Origin of the sequence: Coleofasciculus sp. G2-EDA-02 (assembly GCF_040226375.1) — a bacterium.
GTDB lineage: Bacteria > Cyanobacteriota > Cyanobacteriia > Cyanobacteriales > Coleofasciculaceae > Coleofasciculus.
Window position 1 is genome coordinate 20,346 of record NZ_JAVKEW010000247.1, and the last position, 25,091, is coordinate 45,436.

Genomic DNA, 25,091 nt, shown 5'->3' on the forward strand with positions numbered 1-25,091 from the left:
GATTTTTCCCTAGTGAAAGAAGGCAGAAATAACTAAACAACTAACATCTCCCCCAGCTCCCTAATCTCCCCTGAGTCAGGGGAGGGCAGGGATAGAGTTATCATGTTCCGTGGGCAAATGCGATGTAAGCACTACCCGCATAAGGGCGCCCTTGAGCATCTGCATTATGCGCCCCAGTAATCACGACTCCTTCACTCAGGGCAACGGCATAACCAAAACAGTCTTTTGGTTGCACCTCAGGGGAGTATAACTTCTGTTTTTGTTGCCATACTCCGTTTTCTAACTGGAAAATATAGACGCTTCCTGCATCGGAAGTCCCGACGACAGCAATTTGTCCCTGAATGGCGACGGAACATCCAAAGCCATCGCGACGCTGTAAGTCAGTAGGTTGCAGCTTCTGTTTTTGTTGCCACACCCCGTTTTCGCGTTGGAAAATGTAGGCAGCGCCAGTATCGGGATAGCTTTGGGCATCGACACCATAAGCACCCACAATAGCGACTTCGCCACTAATCGCGATCGCGTTGCCGAAGTTATCGCCATACTGTAAGTCACTCGGTTGCAGCTTCTGTTTTTGTTGCCATACCCCCTTTTCTAACTGAAAAATATAGGCACTCCCCGCATATTGATGGCTATCCGCCTGAGCAAGACGCGCCCCAATGATCGCGGTTTCCCCACTGATTGCAACAGCACCACCAAAACCATCACCGCGCTTTAACTCATCAGGTTGCAGCTTCTGTTTTTGTTGCCATACCCCGTTTTCTAACTGAAAAATATAGGTACTCCCTGCATCGGGGCGACTTTCTGCGTCTACCGTATAGGCACCAATGATCGCCATGTTGTCACTAATCGCCACCGCACTCCCGAAGCAGTCATTTCCCTGTAAATCAGCGGGTTGAAGTTTCTGTGTTTCCCTCCACACCCCGTTTTCCTGTTGGAAAATATAAGCGCACCCGGCATTGGGGCGATCGGGCGCATCGGTAAAATAGGCACCGACAATTGCCAGATTTCCATGAATAGCCACCGCATTCCCAAAAATATCTTGACGCCCCAACCCAGGCGGTTGCAGTTTCTGTATTTCTGTCCACAGGCCGTTTGTGTGTTGGAAAATATAGGCACTGCCCACAGCCGGACAACCATTCACTTGAGCCAAACGCGCTCCTATAATCGCTGTCTCGCCACTCATGGCAATAGCACTGCCAAAGATCCCTTTTTCGGGTAAATCTGGGGGTTGTAGCTTTTGTTTGGGCTGCCAGGTTGGGCAGGGTATGACTAAAGGCATCCAGGCTTTGACGGAGGTGAACCCAGAATTATTCAGATTTTCTATCACTGCATCCGGAGAAGCGCCTTTATAGCCGACAATTGACCAAGCCCCTCGAAATTGCAATCCATCAATGAGACGGCTACCGATCGCGCGACAGGCATCTTTGGCAGCTTCGGAGAGATTGACAAAAGCATCATCTTTAAGTGCGATCGCGACAATCTTCCCATCGGGTATCGCTTCAATCTGTTGGGCAAAGGCGTCAGCAACAGACGCATCCGCAAAGAAGTCAAACGAACCACTCGACAGGGGCTTGCCAGTAGCAGGTTCAAACACCACCACATTTAACCCCCGCTGATATCCTCCCGGAATCGGGATCACAGATCCATTGCGGCTAATATGCGTTAAAACGCCGTACTCTCCAGCCGCCGATGTCGCCGAAATCGTCGCCGTGTTCGCGAAAATTGAGGGGAGTGTAAAGGAACGAGAACAGGTGACGCCATGCTCATCCGATAACGCTTCAGTCGCCGTTCCCGGTGTCGCTCCCTTTTGACCAATCATCGCCCAAGAACTGCGAAATTGTAGATAATACACCCAATAGGCACCCAAAGCAGCACAGGCATTTTTAGCCCGCTCATCCAGATAGACAGTCCCCTCATCCTTCAGCGCGATCGCGACAATTCGACCAACAGGCAGACTCTCCATCCATTCAGCAAAGGCGATCGCACAACTGGGATCACCAAAGGTATCAAAGGTGGCGCCACCCAGCTTTTGACCCGTTACTTCATGGATAACCGCCACATTCAGTCCGCGATTGTAGGGTTCAAACCCGAATTCTTCGTCATTTACGGTAATCCGAGCCGAATTTCCTTGGTTACCAGCGGCAGACTGAACAGTGATATGGAGATAGGCTTCGTTATGGTTCATTCTTTCCTTCTTCCTTCACCCGCATCTAAAAAGTTGGTCATTCGTCATTTGTCATTTGTCATTCGTCATTTGTCAAGTCGGGGCGGGTTTATTTACATCTGGGTGTAACCGGAAAGATAGTAGTGAAACCCGCCCCTACACAATTTGCCCCTCCTCCCCCTGCTTCCAGACGCGCCATGTTAATTCTAATTGATAAGTTTTAGTGAAAAAACCCAATGTCTTGGTCATTTAGGGGTGATTAAGGCTGAGTCACCCATGAATCCACCTGCTGATTGAACCTTTATTGTTACTGTTGAAGAAGTCATTTAAATTAATTAGAGTTGATGCAACCGTGATGATAGCTGTAGAAGCGAAGACAGCGCTTACTACGAACTAATGAACATATTCACCATAGGCAAATCCCCTTGCTTGTATTGTTTCACCTTGCAGCATCAGAGTCACGTCCACCGAACCCGTCACTTCTTCAATAAAGGTATATTGGCGACTCTGATTATCGGGTACAATTAACTCACTCGTGGCGTCAAATGCCATGGTTAATGACAATTGATCCTGATCATCCGCCGCTTGTACCTGTAACTGTCGAGGCATACTCACCGTGCGATCGCCAAAGAGTGACGCCATAATTCCGGGTAGACGTAACGGTAAACTGGGAGAGGCAGACCAATCCCAATCAATCTGTAACGTGGAACCCAAAAATACCTTCCGCAAGCGAGTGCCGGCATAGATAAAAATATAGGGTAAGCCACTAATGGAATGGTCTTTATTCGTGCGTTTATCTAACACAAGTGTGAAGGATCTGCCTTTTTCGTCAGTAACATAAGCGACAAACCATTCCCAACCAATATCCTCACCCCAGCGAAACCGACCAAAATTGCGATCGTGATAGCAAAACCAGTCGTGATCAATGGCAAAGGATCGCCCACAAACGGATACGTCTCCCGAAACTTTTAATCCTGGAATTAACCCCCAACCAATAAAACCGCTACCGAATGGCGCATCCTCGGTTACTAATAGGGGCATGGCTTCAGCTTCTCCTTGAAAGTTTAGGGAAAGCTGCGCCCTCTCATCGTGAACTCGAACCGATGAGTTCATACCATTGATTTCTAAATTAATCCCCCTCCCTTGCAGGCGTAAGGGATGACGACATACCATGTCTGGTTGCCAGTCTAAGCTGAACGTTGTGCCAAAGGTTGCCACTGAGGTGTCAGATTCAAGTTCTTTTGGAATTTCGGTGGAGGGCAAATTGATAATAAAGCTGACTTGCATCTGCCCCTGTTCCGGTTTGCCGATGAGGGTAGCATTGACGAGTAGCCGGATTCCCGTTTTTAGATCGAGCAAAATAAAGTGATACCAGTCCTTCCAATCTAAGGGTAAGCCGGGATCTTCCAAGGGAATGCGTAGGGCTTCAACACGGTTAAGGAGGAGTTGTTCGTTGATATTCATCGCGCCAGAGAACCTCCTTCATTGAGAACATCGTCGAAAACGACTGGGGAAACAGGGGTGGGAGTGAGAGGGGGTGGGGCAAGATTTGCGATGGCATTAACCCAAGCTGCCATCTTCGGGGACACCTGAATCAGTCCAAAGAGAATACCCACAAACCAGCGTTGGGCATTCATTCCCAGTTCCGTGACGAAGGCTTTTGTTGCCGCATCGGATACGCAGACAGGGTTGTCCATACCCTTAAGGTTTAAGGGATTCGAGACTAATGTCCAAAGCCATTTTTCGCCAACATGAAGTAACCCACCTTGCCCCATCTGCACACCGACAGAGGAATGATACGCCGCCGCCGCCGATTGACTGATAACCAGCCAACGGGGGGCTTGTGCTGAGGCAAAGGCGAGGACGCCATTTTTGAAGAAACGGGTACGGCTGAGTTGATTGAGTAATTGGCAACCGGATTCAGTGCGGCTATAGGTATCACCCTGTTGTGCCAGCAGGATGAGTAGTTCCACAACCAACCAACGCCCCGGAAGCGCATCGAGTCCGGGTAATCCTGTGGTTAAACTGTAGCTGGCTTGGGCGGCAATTGTATTATCAACAATAGGTATTGATTCGTGAGTTGCGATCGCGCGTAAACTATCCTCTATTCTAGGTGACACCTGGGCAAGTCCCAAAATCAGTCCCGCAAACCACTCTTCGGCGTTTTGAGTGTTGAGTATTGACCCTTCACTTCGCTGATATGGAACCGGGTTTGTCGGGGCGGGTTTAGGGACTTTCTTGTCGCTATTGATAGTAACGTTTGAGCAAAACCCGCCCTTATTCAATTCTGAGTTAACTCCCCCAGCTTCCCCATCTCCGATTTCAATATCGGTTTCGGCTAAATCCCACAACCACTCTTCCCATACCGAAAGCAGATGGCGTTGTCCAATTTGGGCGGCGAGGAGAGTATTCGCCATGGATAGACTACTCGATATCCAAGCCGGAACTTGGGCGGTGGAAAAGGCATAAACCCCATTTTTAAAGAATTGGGTGTGACTCAGTTGGTTGAGTAACTCATTACCTACAGGTGTTTGGGTATAATCTTTTCCATGTTGACACAGCCGTGTTAGCAGTTCTGCGATCAACCAACGCGCAGGAATTTTATCTAGATCCATTAATCCCGACATGAGACCAAAGATTCCGGCTGTGGTTGGTTCAGCCGTTCCTAAATAGTTTTCCCGGCTGTCTCTCGGCGGCGGAAAGGTCACCATTAAGGGATGTATTACTGGCGTGCTGTTGCTGTTTTCTGTGGTTTCTAAGATTTCCACTTGGATGGGGATGGCGTCTTCTAGCCAACCGGGAAATCTTAACCAAGTTGTCAGGCTTGTTCCTGTCGGCAAATATTCAGGAATTGGAACAGTTAACTGACAGGTCAACTCATACTCTGGAAACAAATAAACATAAGTGGGATCTAAACGACTAACGATTGGCAAAATATTGCCATCATTGAGAACCCAATCATCTAGAGTCGGACGTAAAAGTACGGCTTCATCAAGCTGATTCCGGAGCAATAGCTGTAAAACCAAGTCTGTACCGGAATGAATTTGTAACGTTACTTGGGGCAGGGCAAGGGTTGTTTCTAAGCGCTGACTCATTTAATACCTAGTCTGACGGCGTTTTACTCCGTCCATTTTAATCATTATCTTATGTTTATAAGCTCTTTTGCTTACAAATTTTCGTTAAGTTGAATGACATTGACTTAATCTGAGGAACAACGAACAGGTAGTAGAGACGCGCCATGTAGAGACGCGCCATGGCACGTCTCTACATCAATCATAAGTCAAAAAAAAAGGACATATAACCCGTTAATCCAGAACCATCCAATCCACAGTGATACAACCTTTATTATCCCAATACCACCCTGGCTCATCATTCATTTTAAAGATGACAATTTGACCCGCTTTGAGGCTGAGAGTCTTCGCACTGCTGATTTCTTCAATCACTTCACCACTTCGTTTATCCACAGCAACCAGTGCATAAGGAGTATTGTGAGTATAAGTAACATGACTCAACAGATAGGCTCCTGGCTTTCCGGCGGCGGTAATGTCTAATCCGTCTTTCACTGACCAGATACCAGAAGGGGTCACTTTAATTTTTGCCTCGGTATCCATTGGATTCTTGAATTCTACCCCTTCTTCCGAACTAGCATGGACTTGCAATTGACCCGACGGAAGTATTTTTTTCTCAAATGCTTTATAGGTGACATTATTTTGGGAGAAGTTATAGAACGCAATTCGTCCTTCACTAAAATCACCGTCAATATCAATTTCTAAACTGCCATTAACTGAGACTTGCAGATTGGTTTTTGTATAAACAAAGTCAAAGGTATTTTCGACATTTTTTTGCCATCCCTTGTTGCCCAGAGTTTTTCCCCGCGCCAGTTCAGTCACTTTACCTGTATGACCCCAGAATTCAGATTCATCTTTAGGAATTCCATCGACTAAGGATACCGCTAATCCGGTTTTGGCAAGTTTCCCCCACCGTTTCTGTTGACCTTTCCTCCAATCGACGAGCAGATATTTAGCTGAACTATTGGTGGTGTCTCCAGGGTGGAAACCCAGAGCAAACCCGATAAAATCATCATCGCCTGTATTGCCAACGCTTATTTTGCCGGAGACTTTAGTATTAAAAACATTAAATGGGCTGTAAAATAGCGTGGGCTTGCCATTCTTTTTCTGGATTACTTCTTGTCCATTTCGGGATATATCCCATTTGCCTGCACCCTTTTCGTAGGATTCTTCTTGCCAGTCGTTGAGATCGACAGTTTCGACTTTAATGTGAGCCATTTTCACTCCTTATTATTTAGCTTTGTTCGTTGAATTGTAAAGTGTTACACACAATCATTAACTTGACAAGCCTATTCCAAAAAATAGAATAGAATTCTATTATTTTAATCTAGATTCATTTGATTCGACTCCCAGCAATCTCATGTTTTTAAAACTTAACACAAGACATTGATTGTATGTTCTGATGGGACGTGGCAAAGTTTAGAGTCTCCATTTCCTACAAACGTTGTTAAGATCGCTCAGGCGTATTTCCGGTGGTGCCTTTGGTAAAGGTATCGATAAAAATATTCAAGATGCTTATCGGTTTTTATGCCTTAACTACGAACCGGGGGACGAAATCTAGGGCGAAATTAGCAACGTCTGATCCGAAAATCGCGAATCGTCAAGTTGAGTGTTGCCATAAACACGAAACTCAGAGTTACCAATACCATGCCTGTATCACGGTATTGGCTTGTTGGGACACCGTGGGATCTTTAGGTATCCCGGATCAGATCCCATTTTTGCCAGGAGAAAAATTATCCTCTCTGGGGTCAAACTCATCCCCTTGTGACTCGTTACTTATTTCGATAAATTACATAATTAATCAACTCCTTAAGAAATCGACGGTCATGAACCGGGGAGACCCATTGTTCTCCAGGTCGCAGAGGCGTTTCCGGGAACAAGAACTCCAAGGAATCAAAGATTTTAGCTGCTTTTTGGGCGAGCGATCGCGCCACATTCCATCCGTGTTCAATGCTGCCGCACCGCTGCATTTGCTCCAGAATAAAAGCAACATGATCAGGATGTTTTTGGGCGCGAGGTAGAGCGAGAATTTCCCGCATTTTATCACATTCCTGTTTGCTGTGGGCTAAAACATGGTTCAGCATCAATGTCCGTTTCCCTTCGTAGATATCACCACCAATCTCTTTGCCATAGGATTCCATTTCCCCCTGGAGATTTAACAGATCATCTTGGATTTGAAAGGCGATCCCTAAAATCATGCCAAACCGGGTTAATCCGGCTAAAGGTTCGACTAAATCCTGAACACTTGAGGCGGGATGTCCGACAATTAGACCAATTCTACAGGGTGTAATAAATGAATACCAGCAGGTCTTTTTCACGCACATTGTAAAATAATCTTGGTCACTCAGATGGGATGGATTCGTCGCCACCCAGTCCAATTCCATTGCCTGTCCTTCAACAGATTGCCGCGCCATAAACTCAATTTCATGTAATATATTCAGTGCCTTAGATACACCCAGCACTGACAAATTTTGCAGCAGCAATCCTACTGCTAAAACATTCGTCGCATCCCCGACATTAATCGCCCGAGGAATACCAATCATTTGGTGTAATGTTCCCTTTCCGCGTCTGGACTCGGACTCATCTTCAATGTCATCGTGAATTAAGAACGCATTGTGATACAATTCTAATGCGGCGGCGGCAGTTAATGCCGAATGTCCCATTCCTCCCACAGCCCGGGCTACACTCATACAAATAGTTGGTCGCAGCATTTTTCCGACTCGAAACGGATAATCACTTAAGAGATCATAGAGGGGAGTATAAGCACCGGAAACTTGGCGCTGGGTTTGAATAAATTCCTCAATTTTGGCAAAAATGGCGTCTCGTGAACCCTGTAAGGCTTCGTTGATAATGGTTTGGTTAAACTTAGAGGATTCTTGGGCGATAAGTTGCTCATTTGGTTCCTGCACCGCTTGTAATTGGGCGAGATCCGATAAGGTTGTAGAAATTGCCTGACGACTTCCTGAGTCAATATCGGATACTGTTGGCGGTGAAGATTGCGGGATAGGAGGTTGAGGTGGTAGAACCTGTCGTGGCGAACCTTTTAGCCGAAAGCGCGGGAATTGTTTTTTGTCATATAATAACAGACTGAAGAAGGTGAAAAATACGAGAAATAAGAATAGTCCTAGCATTATTTTTTTCCTTAAGAGTGTCGGTTCACGAATAGGAGGTAGGCGTAAAAAGCCGTCATATATTTGTGCGGGAAAATGAGGATGGCAGATTTCGGAATCCTTGAGGTAACGAGTATTAATTATATGCCTTAGTCTCGGCTAAATAAAATAGTCCCGATGATAACGATAACGACAAGAGCCAGCAAAATGGCGTGATCACAGAGATTTAGGCTGGCGTCATCTTTAGCCGCGATCGCAACCACCCAACCTTGGGGTAAGCGTGTCTATCCAGTGGGCAAAGGCATCAGCGTTAGCCGGATCAGCATATAGATCAAAAGATTGACTCTGAAGTTGACGCCCATTGGACTGATCAAAAACGACAACATTTAAACCGCGCTGATATCCTCCCGCCAAAGGAATGAGTGCCCCATTACAGGTAACTTTAGCCATGTTACAGTTACCGTGATCATAACCTGCTGAGGACACCTTCACTGTTGTTGTGACTCCGTTTCTGGAGGCGTTGACGTTTGTCGTGTTCATAGACTTACTAAACTGTTGACAGATGATGAATGATCAATGACTTATGACGAATGATCAATGACAAATAAACGTATTGTTTTAACAGCCTACGGCTCTTATGGCGATATTCATCCCTATATGGCGATCGCGCTGGAGTTGCAAGCACGAGGACATCACGCTGTTATTGCCACAAGTGAGCTTTATCGTTACAAGATTGAAGCCGAGGGGATTGAGTTTTCTCCGGTTCGATACGATAGTCAGATTGATATGCAGCAGGATGGCGAGTTTATCGGAATGCTCTCAGAGTTCCGCCGGGAAAGTGAATACACAATCTGTTATCTATTAATGCCCCATCTCAGGGCGACGTACAATGCTTTAGTTGATGCGGTACGTGGTGCGGATCTATTGCTCACTCACCACTTAACCTTTGTCGGCTCGTTGGTTGCGGCAAAAACGGGGATTCCTTGGGTGTCAACGGTTCTCTCTCCGATCCTATTTATGTCGGCTTATGATTCCCAAACCCTTTCAAACACAACTATCTCCCCTTATGAACAAGCGTTAGCCGTTGTCGCCAATGATTCCCGCCTGCGCCAATTTCGTTGGCAAGCCCGTTTATGGAGTGCGCCAGTGCGCCAATTGCGTCGGGAATTGGGTTTACCACCGGGCGATGATCCAGTGTTTGAAGGTCAACATTCGCCGGATTTGGTACTGGCGCTATTTTCTCAGGTGCTAGCATCGCCGCAACCAGATTGGCATTCCAAAACTCAGGTTACGGGGTTTCCCTTTTACGATCGCGCAAAACAGGAGGATTTATCTGATCAACTAGCCCGGTTTCTCGATGCTGGCTCTCCACCCATTGTATTTACCTTGGGTTCCTTAATGGTGTGGACTCCAGGAAATTTCTATTTAGAAGGTGCGATCGCAGCTCAACAGTTAGGATACCGTGCTGTTTTACTTGTGGGCAAGGGAGTCCATAATCTACGGTTAGAACAGTTGCCTCAAGGGGTGATTGTCCTTGACTATGCACCGCACTCCGAAATCTTCCCCCATGCGGCGGCGATTGTGCATCATGGGGGAGTTGGGACAACCGGACAAGCCTTGCGTGCTGGGCGTCCCATGTTGGTGATACCTTATGCTCATGATCAGCCGGATAATGCGATGCGGTTAGTACGTTTGGGGGTGGCGCGTACCCTGGCTCGACATGAGTATAGTGTGAATACGGTGGCGGCTGAACTCAAGCAATTATTATTTGAGCCTAGGTATGGGATCAAAGCGGCGGAGGTGGGAAAGCTTGTGCACCAAGAAGATGGGGTAGCAGGGGCAAGTGATGCGATCGAACGTTATCTAAGATCTAGAGGTTAGGCAATATACAATAGCTTAGGGGACTAATACATAAAAAACGAATGGCTCGTACCCCAAAATTAACCTTTAACCGGGGAACTCTACTCTTACATCCACCCCCACGGGGTAAGGCGTGGGTGGATTATGCGACGTGGGATGATCGGGTGGAGAAGTTTCGGATTCCGGGAATGCACTACCGCCCCTTGGTGGAAGTGCTGCAAGCTGAAGGGGTCGATTTTATTGATGATGCGAGGGAATTTATACCCTTGGAGTTGGTATCCAGCTTTGAGATGGAACCTTATCCCCATCAACAGGAAGCCTTATTAGCCTGGAAATTAGCGGGGCGCCGAGGGGTGGTGGTGTTACCCACAGCCGCCGGAAAAACCTATCTAGCCCAACTCGCGATGCAAGCTACCCCTCGCAGTACATTAATTGTGGTGCCAACCTTAGATTTGATGCATCAATGGTACGCGCAGTTAGAAGCGGCGTTTCCGGATGTAGAGGTGGGATTACTGGGGGGAGGTTCGCGCGATCGCACGCCAATCCTGATCGCTACTTATGATAGTGCCACAATTCACGCTGAATACCTAGGAAATCAGTATGGGTTGTTAATTTTTGACGAATGTCACCACCTACCCACCGACTTTTATCGATCCATAGCCGAATACGCGATCGCACCCTACCGATTAGGACTCACTGCTACCCCTGATCGTACTGATGGACGTCATCATGACCTAGATGGCTTAATTGGTCAACAGGTCTATCGCAAAAGCCCTGATGACCTAGCCGGGTTAGCCTTGGCTGAACATAAGGTGGTGCAGATTAAAGTTAAATTATCACACCAGGAGCGCGATCGCTACGATGCCTGTCTCAAACTACGTAATGATTTTTTAAGAGAATCGAATATTTACCTGAGTAGTTTAGACGGATGGCAACGATTTGTGCAAGCCAGTGCCGGTTCTCAAAAAGGGCGTCGCGCCATGCTAGCACATCGTGAATCTAAGGAAATCGCTTTAGGAACGGAAGGGAAATTACGAGTATTAGCCGATTTAGTCGCCAAACATTATCCGGAACGTATCTTGGTGTTCACGAATGATAATGCTACCGTTTATCGGATCTCCCAAGAATTGCTGATTCCCGCCATTACTCACCATACCCCGGTTAAAGAACGCCATGAAATTCTCCAACGGTTTCGCGAAGGAGACTATAAAATCTTGACCGCATCCCATGTTTTAAATGAAGGGGTTGATGTTCCTGATGCACGAGTCGCGATTATTTTATCGGGTACGGGTTCAGAACGGGAATATGTACAGCGATTAGGGCGAGTGTTACGCAAGGGAACTGATCAGAATAAGTTGGCGATATTGTATGAAGTGGTTGCGGAAAATACCAGTGAAGAAGGAACATCTCAACGGCGGCGCGGTTCAACTGGGAAAGCCAAAACCAAAGCCAAAGACAAACCCCAGAAAGTGGAGAAGCCAAAGCATCGACAATTAGAAATTTTACCCTCTCAACCCTACGAAATAAAACCACCTCAATCACCGAGAGCAGCCGAGAAACCGGGGAAATATGACCTATGATCTTAAGCTTAACTCACTGATATAAGCGAGGTTATTAGTAAGCACTTTAGTGCTTAAAATACCTTGTTTTTAAGCCAAAACTTCCCTCTGTAAAAAAAGTTTATCAAAACCAGAGATGCAATAACTAATGATTGCGTTAACTAAATTTATGATAAAACTCATTAAACTGGCTTTAGCCATCAGTCTGGTGTTGCCAGTATTTTATTTAAGAACACCTTTTATGGCAAGTGTAAGGGGTTGGGCATTTGGTTTGGTCTTTATCCTTAGTTTAGGATTAATCATTGCGGAAATTTCCGGCTGGAAGAAAAATTCAAGCCAGAAACAAGTTATTTTCAGCGTTTTGATTTTAGCGATCGCGTCATTGACTTTTTCCTTGGCGGTGACGAAGGAAGTTAAGTTTCAGTTAACCAAACAAGCGATTCTCAATCGAGAACCGAGCCAATTGGAAACACTAGGTCAGCACTTTATCGTGGGTTATCGCAATTTTGAGGAGGTCAAAATCCTCGTCGAAAAAGGCGCGATCGCGGGTTTGTTTATCACGAAACGGAATATCCAAAATAAAACCCAAGACGAAATCCATCAAGAAATTCAATCGTTACAAGAAATTCGCACCAGTCAGGGATTATCGCCCTTGTGGATAGCCACGGATCAAGAAGGCGGTATCGTCTCTCGATTATCTCCGCCTTTAACTCAATTGCCTCCCTTATCGTCGATTATTAAGGACGAAAAAACTATTGATCGCGCCAAAGATGATGTTATCAGTTATGCCAGTATCCAGGGTAAGGAATTGTCTGAGATTGGTATTAATTTAAACTTTGCCCCAGTCGTGGATTTAAATCAGGGAATTATCAGTCCCGATGATAAATATTCTAAAATTTACCTGAGAGCCATATCTGCCGATAAAGACGTTGTCGCTAAGGTGGCATTATGGTATTGCCAAACCCTAGCTAACTATGGCGTAACCTGTACAATTAAGCATTTCCCTGGATTGGGACGACTGGATACTGATACCCATATTGACCATGCTCAATTGAAGACTTCGGTAGAGGAATTAACCCAAGCAGACTGGGTGCCGTTTCGGGAAGTCATGAGCAAAACAAACGCCTTTACGATGTTGGGACATGCCCAATTAATGTCCGTTGATCCTGATCATCCTGTATCGTTTTCGACAAAAGTTGTGAGCGAAATTATTAGAAATAAGTGGAACCATGATGGCATTCTAATTACAGACGATTTTAGTATGCAGGCTGTCTATGGCAGTCAAGATGGATTAGCTAATGCTACGGTAAAAGCTGTGAATGCTGGAGTTGATTTAATTTTAATTGCTTACGACACCGATTTGTATTACAACGCGATGAAGGGCTTACTTGCGGCTGAATCGGTTAATCGTTTGGATATTACCGTTCTCAAAAAAAGTAATGCCAGACTAAAGCAAGCTATGAGGAAATTATCAATGGATAATTAATAATTGATAATTGACAATTGATTAATTGGGTCTAAGATCTCTTCGTTTACGAAGAAATTAAAAAAGATTTTCCTGATCGCCTAAAATTATTCCTGAATTGAGAAACATATCAAACGTATCCTTCAGTTGATCCTCAGCGACAATAAGAACACAGGTTCTGCAAACGCGCTGAGGTTTTTTACGAGAATTGCCATGACACACCTAATTCAGTGGATGAGAATTTTCTGGGCGCAAGGATGGTGTCCAGAAAATAATTTGAATTTCTGAGAAAATAGGGGGAAAGCTGTGGCATAGTTAATATTAGTGACAATTCGTTCTATCGTTAGTTAACTTTGCTTTGATGAACAATCCTGTGCAAGTCCTCGTCACTGGTGCAACTGGACGCACTGGTTCTCTCGTCGTCCAGAAACTACAACAACGTAAAGAGCAGTTTATTGTCCGGGGTTTTGCGCGATCGCGACAGAAGGTTGAGCAATTGTTCGGGACAACAGAGGGATTCTATTTCGGGGACATCCGAGATCCCGCCAGCCTCGCCCCCGCCTTGGTAGGTTGTCAAGGGATTGTGTTACAGTTACCTATTTAAGCAATATAGCAAATCGCTAGGCGTGTATTTACAACTCCCGTACCTGAAGCTGAGTCCAGATGATATGTTCGTACAAACAAAGTGTAACTAGACTAGCGCGAAGCGCTATAGAAAACGGCAATGAGTAATACCGCCCCATCAGAGTCTCCAGTTCCACCAACACCACCCCAACCTGAAAAACTTAATCTTGCCACGAAAATGGCTTACGGGGCGGGTGATATGGGGGCGGGGATTACAGCTACTCTGTTAGCGTTCTCCTTACTGATTTTCCTCACCAATGTGGCTGGATTAAGTCCAGGGTTAGCCAGTACCGTGCTGTTAATCGGCAAAATCTGGGATGCTATTAATGATCCCATTGTTGGAGTATTAAGCGATCGCACTCGGTTCCGTTGGGGGCGACGCCATACCTGGATGATTCTATCCGGGATTCCCTTTGGTGTGTTCTTTTTCCTGCAATGGGTTGTACCCCCCATCAATCAGTCGGCGCTGTTTTGGTACTACGTGATTGTCAGTATTTTATTCAACATGGCGTTTACAGGCGTCAATTTGCCCTATACCGCGCTGACGCCAGAATTGACCCAAGATTACAACGAACGCACCACCTTAAATAGTTTTCGCTTTGCCTTCTCTATTGGCGGGAGTATTCTCTCCCTAGCATTGGGTCAATTTATCTTTCAAGCTATTCCCAATGATCAAGAACAATATTTAGTCTTAGGATTAATCTGTACAGTTCTGTCTGTTCTACCCACCTACTGGTGTGTGTGGGGAACCACAGATCCCACGGCGGCTGGGGAAGTGCGTTTCCATAAAACGGTGGCGGAGAGTAATGAAACAGAAATCCCTTTTTTAGAACAGCTAAAAATTGCCTTTAGGAATCGCCCTTTTCTCTATGTCATTGGGATTTATCTGTTTTCCTGGTTAGCCTTTCAGTTAACAGCGGCAATCATTCCCTATTATTTGGTTAACTGGATGGGTCAAGATTCCTATTTTACCGCCGCCTTAGTCGTTCAATGTGTAGCATTAGTGATGCTGTTTGTCTGGAATTGGGTAAGTCAGCGTGTCGGGAAACGGGCAGTTTATTTTATGGGAATGAGTGCCTGGATTGTCGCCCAAGGCGGACTATTCTTTTTACCACCGGATCAGATAGGTTTAATGTACCTTCTCTTTGTCATGGCAGGGTTTGGTATTGCCATTGCCTATCTCATCCCTTGGTCAATGTTACCCGATGTAATTGAATTGGATGAACTGAATACAGGTCAACGGCGCGAGGGAATTTTCTATTCGTTTATGGTACTCCTGCAAAAGATAGGATTAGCATTGGGGTTATTTTTCGTGGGACAAGCGCTAGATTGGTCTGGGTTTTTGAGTAGCGAACCGGGTCAACCCATACCCGAACAACCGGCTTCAGCGCTGCTAGCGATTCGGTTAGTGGTGGGTCCATTACCCACGGTTTTCCTAATCTGTGGGTTATTTTTGGCATATTTCTATCCCATCACCCGCGAAGTTCATGCAGAAATTCTGTTGAAGCTTCAGGAACGCAAGTTAGGTATAGATACTGATACTTCCGCTGACGAAGGTTTAGAACATGGGTGATGCTGTGACTCAGAAAAATACAATAAAGCCCCCATTCAATAAAGCCCCCATTCAATAAAGCCCCCATGCAATAAAGCCCCCATTCAATAAAGCCCCCATGCAATAAAGCCCCCATTCAATAAAGCCCCCATTCAATAAAGCCCCCATGCAATAAAGCCCCCATTCAATAAAGCCCCCATGCAATAAAGCCCCCATGCAATAAAGCCCCCATGCAATAAAGCCCCCATGCAATAAAGCCCCCATGCAATAAAGCCCCCATGCAATAAAGCCCCCATACAATAAAGCCCCCCTTTCAAAGGGGGGTTTGGGGGGATGAGAAAGGTTTGGGGGGATAGAAATAAACCTGATCAACAAATTGCTCATGTCACAATTAAAAAAAGGACGCTATTTTCTACCATATAATCCTCTTCTGATTGAACGAGCCAAGAAAATGCGACAAAATCCCACCCCAGCCGAGCGTAAACTATGGCAGGAATATTTAAGACAATTTCCGTTAAAAGTGTGGCGGCAAAAACCCATCGATAATTTTATTGTTGATTTCTATTGTGCCAAACTGAAGTTGGTTATCGAAGTCGATGGAGATACTCATTTTAGCGAGGAAGCGATAATTTATGACCAAAATCGCACTCATATTTTAGAAGGTTACGGTTTGCAGGTGGTGCGTTTTACCAATAATGACGTGATGAATTGTTTTGATGCAGTTTGTGAGTGTATTGGTGGGTTTATCTCCCCTAGCCCCCCTGGAAATATCTCCCCTAGCCCCCCTGGAAATATCCCCCCTAGCCCCCCTGGAAATATCCCCCCTAGCCACCCCGGAAATATCCCCCCTAGCCCCCCTTTGAAAGGGGGGGACTGGAGTGAGGGTGAGCTTTGATACCAAATCTGCCTTTGTCACCTCCTTTATCCTTTAGCGGCTATTCCCCACACCCCACACCCCACACCCCACACCCCTCAACCTCAGTCCATTGATAGACCGAGAGTTGTTTATTTATCATTCAAGTTGTGATCATTTTGCTATAATCTTCCTCTAATTCGACTGGGTGGAATAACCTGATCGATATCAAGTTGGCAATTAAATTCACAATGACATACCCTAGAAAACAGCCAATTTATCCGGTGCAGCTTAAACGTCAAAGACGGGGAAAGCTAGCGGCGTTAGTGCTAGCTTTCCTATTGCTGCTATTGTTTCCCGTTAGAGTTCTCGCTCAAGATACCGAAACCTCTGGGGGTTTCCTGGGTGCGATCGATACGGTGTTCTCAGCAATCGTCGAAGACTTAGCCAAAATTCTGTTCTTCGACATCGTTGGTTTCCCGTTGATTGTGCTGTGGTTAATTGTGGCGGGTATTTTCTTTACGATTCGCCTGGGCTTTATTAATATCCGTGCCTTTAAACATGCGATTGATGTGGTACGGGGTCAGTATGATGATCCAGAGGAAGAGGGACAAGTCTCCCATTTTCAGGCGCTGGCGACGGCGTTGTCGGGAACGGTGGGATTGGGTAACATTGCTGGCGTGGCTGTGGCAATCCAGATCGGAGGTCCAGGGGCGATGTTCTGGCTGACGTTAGCGGGTTTTCTGGGGATGACGACTAAACTGGTGGAATGTACCCTGGGACTAAAATATCGCATCGAACGCCCTGATGGTACAGTCGCGGGGGGACCGGCTTATATGCTCTCACGCGGGTTAACCAATATGGGAATGAGTCGTCTAGGAAAAGGATTGGCAATTCTTTTTTCCGTGCTGGCGATTTTTGGTTCGATGGGCGGCGCGAATATGTTCCAGTCTAACCAAGCAGCTGCGGCTTTTATCGGTATATTTCCGGGGATGCAGGGATGGATCGTCGGTCTGGTTTTGGCAGTGTTAACCGCGATCGTGATTATTGGTGGAATTGAGCGAATTGCTTCGACTACGGGTTTTCTCGTGCCAGCGATGGCGGTACTCTATATCATGGGTTGTCTGTGGATTGTGGTGGTAAATTTGCCCCAAGTTCCCAGCGCGATCGCAACCATTATTAGCCAAGCGTTTGTTCCTGGAGCGATTGAAGGCGGTATTATTGGCGTTATCGTGCAAGGGGTGCGGCGTAGTGCTTTTTCCAATGAAGCGGGAATTGGTTCAGCCGCGATCGCTCACTCGGCGGCTCGTACTGATGAACCGGTGCGGGAAGGGATTGTCGCCCTCCTCGAACCGTTTATTGATACGATCATCATCTGCAACATGACCGGCATCATGATTGTCCTGACTGGCGTCTATCAAAATACCGGTGAAGCAATCGACGGTTCCCAGATGACGCTGAATGCCTTCGCCACGGTTAGTACCTGGTTCCCGATTGTTCTCGCGATCGCGATTTTCCTATTTGCTTTCTCCACGATTATTTCCTGGAGTTATTACGGCGAGATTTCTTGGCAATATCTCTTTGGTCAACGCACAATTATTATCTATAAGCTGATTTTTGTCGCTTGCGTTTTTATCGGTGCTGTGGTAGCACCCAGCGCGGTGATTGATTTTAGTGATTTAACGCTGCTGATGATGGCACTTCCCAACTTGGTTGGAGCTTATTTCCTCTCCAACGAAGTGGCAGAAGACATCAGTAATTATATGCAGCGGCTGCGTTCGGGGCAAATGCCAACTTATGCCCAAAAGCGAGCCACTTTGGGAGATTCCCACCAAGCGGGAAACTAATACATTCTGGCAAAGTTTGAGTTTTGTAGGTTGTAGGGGCGGGTTTCACTATTATCGTTTCTTGTCATCCAGATGTTACTAAACCCGCCCTGGCTTCAAAGAAACATTCAAAATCTCATGGTAATGGCTTCCATTCACACAAGCTACACGGAAATGAACAATTAACAATTATGAGCTGGCTAAAAAAGAATGAGGTGCTTGTACCGACTGATTTCTCGGATATATCCTTTACCGCACTGGCTCCCGCTTTAGAGTTTGTCGAGGACATATCTCATTTGCATGTTATTCACGTTCTTCTGCCTCTGAGTGCAGTTGATCCAGGTACAATATGGAAAACTGTAACCTCAGAATCTCGGCAAAACAACGCCAAATCAGTCCTGAAAAACAAGCTGAGTGAACTGGGATATGCAGGAGTACAGATTCAGGTTTCGATTGGAACTCCCAGTCATGAAATTGTGGACTATGCCAAAGACAAAGGAGTTGAATTAATTGTCATGCCTACCCATGGACACACAGGTGTCAAGCGTGTTTTGATGGGTTCTGTGGCTGAGCAAGTGGTGCGGCTGTCTCCTTGTCCGGTGTTGTTACTCCGTTGAGGGTAATACTAACTCTCGTGATCCCATGACGAGTACAGCTTGACGGAAATAATCCACCCGCTAGCATTCGGGGCGGGTTTAGTTACATCTGGGTGCAACCGAAAAGATAGTCGTGAAACCCGCCCCTACACAGGTACCAGGTTCCCTCATCCTGGGCGAGTGCGCTTCCTTGAGTAATTTTCTATAATGTATGTAACATTTCTTAACAACGAAGGGAAGCTGATGGATTATCCTAACTTAGCGCAAATTTCAGATCAGCTAGAGAGTGGCAACTCCCGCGATCGCATGTTGGCGCTAGCCCACCTCCGTAACGTGCCCGCAGAGGATGCTGTGCCTTTAATCAAGAAGGTTTTAGATGATCCCAGTTTACAGGTGCGATCGATGGCAGTCTTTGCCTTAGGGGTGAAGCAGACGGACGAATGCTACCCCATTTTGGTGAAATTACTTGAAACTGACCCCGACTATGGCATTCGCGCTGATGCCGCCGGAGCATTAGGATATCTAGAAGATGCCAGAGCCTTTGAATTGTTAGTCCGGACATTCTATGAAGATACGCAATGGTTAGTCCGGTTCAGCGCGGCTGTAGCATTAGGCAATATAAAAGATCCCCGCGCCCGTCAAGTTCTAACTCAGGCACTCGATAGCGAAGAAATCGTGGTACAACAGGCAGCTATCTCTGCATTGGGTGAAATTAAAGCCGTCGAAGCCGTGGATGATATCCTGCGCTTTGCCCAGTCTCCCGATTGGTTAGTGCGCCAACGCCTAGCCGAAGCCCTCGGTAATCTACCCACTCCAAAAAGCCTGTCAGCATTAAAATTCTTGGCAAAAGACAGCCATTCCCAAGTTGCACAAGCCGCATCCATTTCCCTGAACCGCTTACAAGAGGCGGCAAACCCAGCCTAAACTCCTGCCCATATCTTTCCCTGAAGCCAGGAAAAAGCAAAAATGAACGATAAATAACCAAGGAGAACGATAAAATCAGTTAAAGCTTTGTTAACGTGAAACGTCTGACTTCATGGATATAAAAGAGTTTTTTGAGCAGAGTGCTGGGCGATGGTTTTCGCAGCGCACCAGCCACCATCTGGCATTTAAGCAAGCTGAAAATGGTAAATCCAATATTACTATTGAAATGATCGCGGCTGATGCGCCAGAAGTGGTTCAGCTATGTCAACAGTACGAGGTTGATCCAGCCTTAGCCCTCTGTGGTGCCAGAGTGACGTGGGATGGCACAATGGATTGGGATGAAGAGAAGCATCAAGGTTCAACAGTGCTGGTGCCAGTTGCTGATCCTGATAAGCCCAATGAAGGGAAGCTATTGCGGGAAATGGGTTATGCGGAGAAAGCCCCGGTAGCTGGTCGGTATATTATGGGGGATGATCAGGCGCTGACGTTAATTACCGACTACGAAACCATGTATTCTGAGGAGCGTTTGTGGTTTGCTAGTCCTAACTTACGGTTGCGAACTAGCATTTTGAAGCGATTTGGCGGCTTTAGCATGGCGTCTCTGTCTTCAGAAATTCGCATGGGTGTGACTAAATCGGCGCAAGAATCACAAGATGCGGCGGCGAGGGCTTAATTGTTTTTGTAGGGGTTTGGTAACCAAACCCCTACGGCGTGGTGAGGATGTCAAAAATCCACGCCACCATATCTGCGACTAAATTGGGCTGATTGGGGGAGAATGATTTTAAGGAACTATTGGGTTGATGGGTGATGATAGCAATTGCCCCATCAAATTTGCTTAAGTCGGCTAGAAATGTGGGGCTAAAGTCTTCGGTTGGGGGTTCTGTGTTGGGTTGGGGAGTGCTGTTGTAGAATAGCCAAACGATGGGTTTATCGCTTTCGATTAACTGTTCATCCCAATAGGCTTGTAATTGTGCCAGGGTTTGGGGTGCGCCATCGCTGCTTTTGGGGAATCCGTGGCGTCGCATTTCGTGGTAGATTTTGGCAGAAGGGTTTTCGCGATCAAGGAATTTGTTGGCGTCGATACATAATAGTAGAGGCAATTCTTGAATTTCGCCGATTTGGGTTTTGGTTTCTAGGGCGGTGTATAGGCGTTGGGGTAATTCTTTGAGGGTGAAGGTGTTGGCTGGGTTTGGGGTTTCTATTGGCGATTGTTCATTCTCTTTTGCTTCTAATTGATGCCATACTTTATGCCATGCTTTATGCCATGCTTTATAGAAGATTGGATAAGCTGTGTTCTGTGCAATAATCCACATGGATTCATATAAAATTTCGTTATCAATATATAAAAATTCGTCATCAATATCAATATCAATAGAGTTTTGTTTTATAAGGTGTTCGTGAATAGATGCAAGTTGCCCAGTAATAAATTCTAAATCATCCTCTTTCAAAGAAGTTCTGGGAGACCAATCTGGAGAAGGTAGGATACGATGTTCAATTTCGTTCAAGCTATCAATCACTTTTTTTAAGAAATTTATTTCTTGAATTATCTTTACTGATTCGTATCTTAATTCATAAAGAACTGTGATAGCTTCCTGCTTACCCGACTGAGTTTTACTCAAAGCCGACGCTGCTTCTAGGCGATCCCAGGGTTCATTTCTGGGTTTAATACATTCTCTTAAAACTCTGATTGCATCTTGATTTTCTGGATCAGTCTTGAGCAAGTCACAGGCAGCCATTAAGGAAATATTAACTACACAATCACCTCGTTCGGTTTCTAGCAACTTCGTCAAACTTTTAATAGCAGTTGGGTTACCTGGGTCAATTTTTCCTAAAGTGGATGCGGCATCTAAATCTAAGCCTTGATTACGTTCAATTAACTCTGTCAAAAAAGTAATCGCTTCTAAATTACCTTTGTCAATTTTTCCTAAAAAAGAAGCGGCTCCTACACGCAGATCATTCGATAGATTCATATTGTTTAACTGCTGCTCCAGAAAGGTAACAGCCTCTCGGTTGCATGGGTCAATTATCCTTAGAAAGAATGCTGCTTCCTGGGCAATTTCCTGATATTCTAGGCTCGTATCCATTAACTTAGTTAGGACAACAATAACTTTGGAGTTACCTCTGCCAATTTGTATTAAGCAGTTAAATACTTTCCAGCGAACTTCATCATCCAGAAAACCCCTATCTAACACGTCAATTAAAGCATTAATAGCTATTGTGTGATTAGTTTCTAGTACAGTGTCCCAGAAAATTGGATTAATAATCTTACCAACTATATAATCAGTATCAGAATGTATTGTGGCACAATCGACAAGGTTGGTTACAATCCACTTACTATAGATACAGTCTCTAAATTCAGCAATTCCGGCGGCGGCTAGACAAAATGAACGATACCTGTAAAAGTCCCAACACTCATCCTTAAAAGTTATTAAATTATATATAAATTCATCTTTTTGTTGTTTAGGTACATCCTCACGCCCCAACCACAGCAAAATAACCTGTTTCCATTGCGGTTCAAATATGCGGTAAGAGAGATCCCCCCAACCCCCCTTCAAAAGGGGGGCTTTTAGAGAGTTAACTGATTTATGCCCTTGAGCAGATAAGGTTAGAGGTGGGTTTCGATGATTCAAGAAAAAGTGCCAATCTTCAACCGCCAGCGCTGCAAAATATTCCTCAAACGTGGGATGGTAAAAGGCATAAACCTTCTCATCCGGCTTTTCCGCCGCCACTCCCACCACATTCAACCAGCCCAACTGCAACGCTAAGGAAAATAGCGAATTTTTATCCGTTACTTTCCCCAATTCCTGTTCAATCAAGCTTTCCCGTAAGCGGAACCGCGATGTCCCTTCATCAATATCCCGCCGCGCTAATTGTCCCAAGGCTTGATTTAATTCGTCTTGCCTATCGGTATGAAAAATAGACGCTTTCCAGATATAAAACTGCTGGACAAACTTCTGATACAATCCCGCATGGGTATCGGGTAAATGTCCCTCCCACGTTTGCCAGGTGCTACATAATAACGCTAACCTTAGGGGATTTTGGACTAAATCGCGGATGCGGATGCGTTCGGGTTGGGCTAATTCGGCTTTTAATCGTTCCGCTTTTTTAACCCCCTCCAACTCCCCCTTACTAAGGGGGAGAGAAGTAGAGGTATCTTGATTAAGGGGTAGAGAAATAGATGTATCTTGACTAACAGAAAGACAAATAGAGGGATCTTGCTCCCCCCTTACAAAGGGGGGTTGGGGGGGATTAAACCAATTATCAATAAATTGATATACCTGGTGAGGATAATCAAAATCTAATAGGCGATAGGTTTCAAAGGTTTCTAATGCATTCGTAGACGCCAACCAAACATTTAACCGACAAGTTAACACCACCCGCGCCTGATTAATCCAACCCATTAATTGATGCGCCATTGCTTGTAAGGGATTCTCGGATGTCATTCTGAGTGGAACGGAGTGGAACGAAGAATCTCCCCAATTTCTGGCGTTGTTCAGCTTAACAGTAGAAGCTACTATCTCATCCACCCCATCCAAAAGCAGCCACACCCGCCCCTGTTCAATTTGTTTAACCAAATCATCCCGAATTCGTTGATTCAATCGCGTTGGCGGAATCGCTTGATTTAACCAAACCTCTAATAAATACTTGCTAATATCCTTACCCGACAAATCCGCCAGATTTATCCAAATCGGCAACCCTAAATTCTTCTGCAATAGCCAAAACGCGATCGCGTGTAGCAATGTTGTCTTTCCCGCCCCCGGTTCGCCGATTAAAGCAATCTGTTTCCCTTGGCTTTTTCCTTCCCCTTTCTCCAGAATCTGACTCAAAAAAGCATCCTGTTCAAAACGCTGGGTTTCCTGATACTGGGGTTCATAGAGTTGGGTTCCTTTTTCGGGTAAGAATTCGCGATCGCGCTTATCCTGTTTTCTCCTTTCCACCAACGCCAGAGGTACATAAATCTGTTCCCGTTCAAACTTGGCAGACTCTTCCTGCATCAAAATATTACTGGTAGCGCGTCGCCGTTTCTCCAGCATGGCGTGGCAAATCTCGCGCCAATTAATCCCCTCATCCGTTACCTGTAGAGACGTTGCATGCAACGTCTCTACAAGGGTTTGACCCGTTCGTTCCTGCCATTTGTGCCGAATTTTCTCCAGATTCTCGGCAAAACCAGCATTTTTCACCAACGCTTAACCCAATCAGGAACAGCAATGAGTATAGTAGAAAGAATCCCTTTTTTTGGGATAAATAACCCAACCCGTTGTGAAAATAAATTGTGACAGACGAAGAAAAAATTAGTAGTTCTGAGCTTCAAAGGCGTCATGAAGCTGGGGAGAGGAACTTTCAGGGGGTTAACCTAGAGAAAGCTAATCTAGAGGGATATAACCTAGAGGGAGCCAACCTAGAGGGAGCCATCCTGGAGGGAGCCAACCTACACAGAGCCAACCTACACAGAGCCAACCTACAGAAAACTAACCTACGGGGAGCCATTTTAGAGGGAGCCATTCTGGAGGGAGCCAACCTACATAGAGCCAATCTGTACAGAGCCAATCTACTGACAACCCGCCTACAGGGAGCTAACCTACAGCAAGCCAACTTAAAGGGAGCCATCCTGTTAGCAGCCAACCTAGAGGGAGCCAACCTAGAGGGAGCCAACTTAGAGGGAGCCAACCTGCTCACAACCAGCTTACAGAGAGCTAACCTAGAGAAAGCCAATCTAGAGGGAGCCAACCTACAAGGAGCTGACCTCAGTGAAACTCTTTTAAACGCAACTCAAGCCATAGCCACCAACTTCTCAAACACTACATTAACCGGAGCTTGCATACAAGATTGGAACATTAACAGCTCCACAAATTTTAATGGTGTGAGCTGTGAATATGTTTACTTAAAATACAACAAAGAAACAAAAATACGACAAGAACGCCGTCCTCATACTGGAACATTTGCGCCGAGAGAATTCACTCAATTATTTCAAATTTCCCTCAATACGGTTGATTTAATTTTTCGAGAAGGGGTTAATTGGCAAGCCATTGCTTACTCCTTGACTCATACACTGATTATTAATGAAGATACTCCACTAGCGGTTCAAAATATTGAAAATAAAGGAGATGGAACTGTTATTATTCGTGTTCAAGCTCCTCCTAATACGGATAAAGAAAAAATTTATAAGGATTTCTGGCAAGGTTATGAATTTGCACAGAAAGCGGTTGAGTCACAAGATCGGGTTAGACTGGAGGATAAAGATAAGGAAATTAATCGATTATTCTTTTTATGTAATCAGCTAATGGTAGACTCTAAAAAATATACCATTTATGGCAATGGTGGCAGTATTGAGAATGATGATAATATTGCTAGTGGGACTTGAACGAAAAAAAGAACTAAAACAGGTTATAATCTAGTTATAGCAATACTTTCACGTTTTCTGAACTTGACATGAAAGAGACCCATCCGGCAGCGATGCCTAATTGCTTTGATAAATGGTGTCAAAGATTT

At 45.5% G+C, this 25,091-nt stretch carries 18 protein-coding genes and 2 pseudogenes; 12 read left to right on the forward strand and 8 right to left on the reverse strand.

Annotated features, from left to right (window positions below; all coding sequences use genetic code 11):
- Positions 1-100 precede the first annotated feature (100 nt).
- The 4 genes from RLO19_RS28630 to RLO19_RS28645 form a co-directional block, all read right to left on the reverse strand.
- Entirely contained in the window at positions 101-2,185 is a 2,085-nt protein-coding gene (locus tag RLO19_RS28630; RefSeq protein WP_446360832.1) for an interleukin-like EMT inducer domain-containing protein, read from the reverse strand.
- A 372-nt stretch (positions 2,186-2,557) separates the two neighbouring features.
- Positions 2,558-3,628 (reverse strand): hypothetical protein, encoded by a 1,071-nt coding sequence (locus RLO19_RS28635; RefSeq protein ID WP_446360834.1) that lies wholly within the window; start codon positions 3,626-3,628, stop codon positions 2,558-2,560.
- Positions 3,625-5,259: a hypothetical protein gene (locus tag RLO19_RS28640; protein ID WP_446360836.1), complete on the reverse strand. Its 1,635-nt coding sequence runs from the start codon at positions 5,257-5,259 to the stop codon at positions 3,625-3,627. Before RLO19_RS28640 ends, RLO19_RS28635 begins: the two co-directional genes overlap by 4 nt.
- A 210-nt stretch (positions 5,260-5,469) precedes the next feature.
- Positions 5,470-6,450 (reverse strand): hypothetical protein, encoded by a 981-nt coding sequence (locus RLO19_RS28645; RefSeq protein ID WP_446360838.1) that lies wholly within the window; start codon positions 6,448-6,450, stop codon positions 5,470-5,472.
- A gap of 222 nt (positions 6,451-6,672) precedes the next feature.
- Between RLO19_RS28645 and RLO19_RS28650 the strand changes: the two are divergent.
- Positions 6,673-6,793, forward strand: a pseudogene (locus RLO19_RS28650) (phospholipase effector Tle1 domain-containing protein); the annotation flags it as partial.
- A gap of 211 nt (positions 6,794-7,004) precedes the next feature.
- Here the strand turns inward: RLO19_RS28650 and RLO19_RS28655 are convergent.
- Together RLO19_RS28655 and RLO19_RS28660 are read right to left on the reverse strand one after the other, a co-directional pair.
- Complete coding sequence (locus tag RLO19_RS28655; RefSeq protein ID WP_446360840.1) at positions 7,005-8,363, reverse strand: polyprenyl synthetase family protein; 1,359 nt, start codon at positions 8,361-8,363, stop codon at positions 7,005-7,007.
- Between the two features lie 222 nt (positions 8,364-8,585).
- Complete coding sequence (locus RLO19_RS28660) at positions 8,586-8,882, reverse strand: interleukin-like EMT inducer domain-containing protein (protein ID WP_446360842.1); 297 nt, start codon at positions 8,880-8,882, stop codon at positions 8,586-8,588.
- Between the two features lie 57 nt (positions 8,883-8,939).
- On the opposite strand from RLO19_RS28660, the gene RLO19_RS28665 reads away from it, so the two are divergent.
- The 5 genes from RLO19_RS28665 to RLO19_RS28685 all read left to right on the forward strand — a co-directional run bounded on the left by RLO19_RS28665 (position 8,940) and on the right by RLO19_RS28685 (position 15,423).
- Positions 8,940-10,223: a glycosyltransferase gene (locus tag RLO19_RS28665; RefSeq protein WP_446360844.1), complete on the forward strand. Its 1,284-nt coding sequence runs from the start codon at positions 8,940-8,942 to the stop codon at positions 10,221-10,223.
- Between the two features lie 41 nt (positions 10,224-10,264).
- Positions 10,265-11,782, forward strand: a complete 1,518-nt coding sequence (locus RLO19_RS28670) for a DEAD/DEAH box helicase family protein (protein ID WP_446360846.1) — start codon at positions 10,265-10,267, stop codon at positions 11,780-11,782.
- Between the two features lie 148 nt (positions 11,783-11,930).
- Entirely contained in the window at positions 11,931-13,247 is a 1,317-nt protein-coding gene (locus tag RLO19_RS28675) for a glycoside hydrolase family 3 N-terminal domain-containing protein (protein ID WP_446360848.1), read from the forward strand.
- 340 nt (positions 13,248-13,587) lie between these two features.
- Positions 13,588-13,830 (forward strand): NAD(P)H-binding protein, encoded by a 243-nt coding sequence (locus tag RLO19_RS28680; RefSeq protein WP_446360850.1) that lies wholly within the window; start codon positions 13,588-13,590, stop codon positions 13,828-13,830.
- Between the two features lie 120 nt (positions 13,831-13,950).
- Complete coding sequence (locus RLO19_RS28685) at positions 13,951-15,423, forward strand: MFS transporter (protein WP_446360852.1); 1,473 nt, start codon at positions 13,951-13,953, stop codon at positions 15,421-15,423.
- 51 nt (positions 15,424-15,474) lie between these two features.
- Here RLO19_RS28685 and RLO19_RS28690 read toward each other — a convergent pair whose 3' ends face one another.
- On the reverse strand, positions 15,475-15,786 hold the full coding sequence (locus RLO19_RS28690; protein ID WP_446360854.1) for a hypothetical protein: 312 nt from the start codon (positions 15,784-15,786) through the stop codon (positions 15,475-15,477).
- Here RLO19_RS28690 and RLO19_RS28695 point away from each other — a divergent pair.
- The 5 genes and pseudogenes from RLO19_RS28695 to RLO19_RS28715 form a co-directional block, all read left to right on the forward strand.
- Positions 15,785-16,165 (forward strand): annotated as a pseudogene (locus tag RLO19_RS28695) (endonuclease domain-containing protein); the annotation flags it as partial. The gene RLO19_RS28690 and the pseudogene RLO19_RS28695 sit on opposite strands and share 2 nt — an antisense overlap.
- Before the next feature lie 341 nt (positions 16,166-16,506).
- Positions 16,507-18,102: an alanine/glycine:cation symporter family protein gene (locus tag RLO19_RS28700; protein WP_446360856.1), complete on the forward strand. Its 1,596-nt coding sequence runs from the start codon at positions 16,507-16,509 to the stop codon at positions 18,100-18,102.
- Between the two features lie 170 nt (positions 18,103-18,272).
- Positions 18,273-18,698 carry a universal stress protein gene (locus tag RLO19_RS28705; protein ID WP_446336751.1) on the forward strand — a complete coding sequence of 142 codons (426 nt, stop codon included), beginning with the start codon at positions 18,273-18,275 and terminating at the stop codon, positions 18,696-18,698.
- Between the two features lie 222 nt (positions 18,699-18,920).
- A complete protein-coding gene (locus RLO19_RS28710) occupies positions 18,921-19,601 on the forward strand; it encodes a HEAT repeat domain-containing protein (RefSeq protein ID WP_446360866.1) in 681 nt (226 codons plus the stop codon).
- Positions 19,602-19,713: 112 nt separating this feature from the next.
- On the forward strand, positions 19,714-20,274 hold the full coding sequence (locus RLO19_RS28715; RefSeq protein WP_446360858.1) for a phycobiliprotein lyase: 561 nt from the start codon (positions 19,714-19,716) through the stop codon (positions 20,272-20,274).
- A gap of 31 nt (positions 20,275-20,305) precedes the next feature.
- On the opposite strand, the gene RLO19_RS28720 is transcribed toward RLO19_RS28715, so the two are convergent.
- Positions 20,306-23,782, reverse strand: coding sequence for an NACHT domain-containing protein (locus RLO19_RS28720; RefSeq protein ID WP_446360860.1), 3,477 nt, complete (start codon positions 23,780-23,782; stop codon positions 20,306-20,308).
- Positions 23,783-23,874: 92 nt separating this feature from the next.
- Here RLO19_RS28720 and RLO19_RS28725 point away from each other — a divergent pair, with 92 nt between their 5' ends.
- Positions 23,875-24,963 (forward strand): pentapeptide repeat-containing protein, encoded by a 1,089-nt coding sequence (locus RLO19_RS28725; protein WP_446360862.1) that lies wholly within the window; start codon positions 23,875-23,877, stop codon positions 24,961-24,963.
- Positions 24,964-25,091 lie beyond the last annotated feature (128 nt).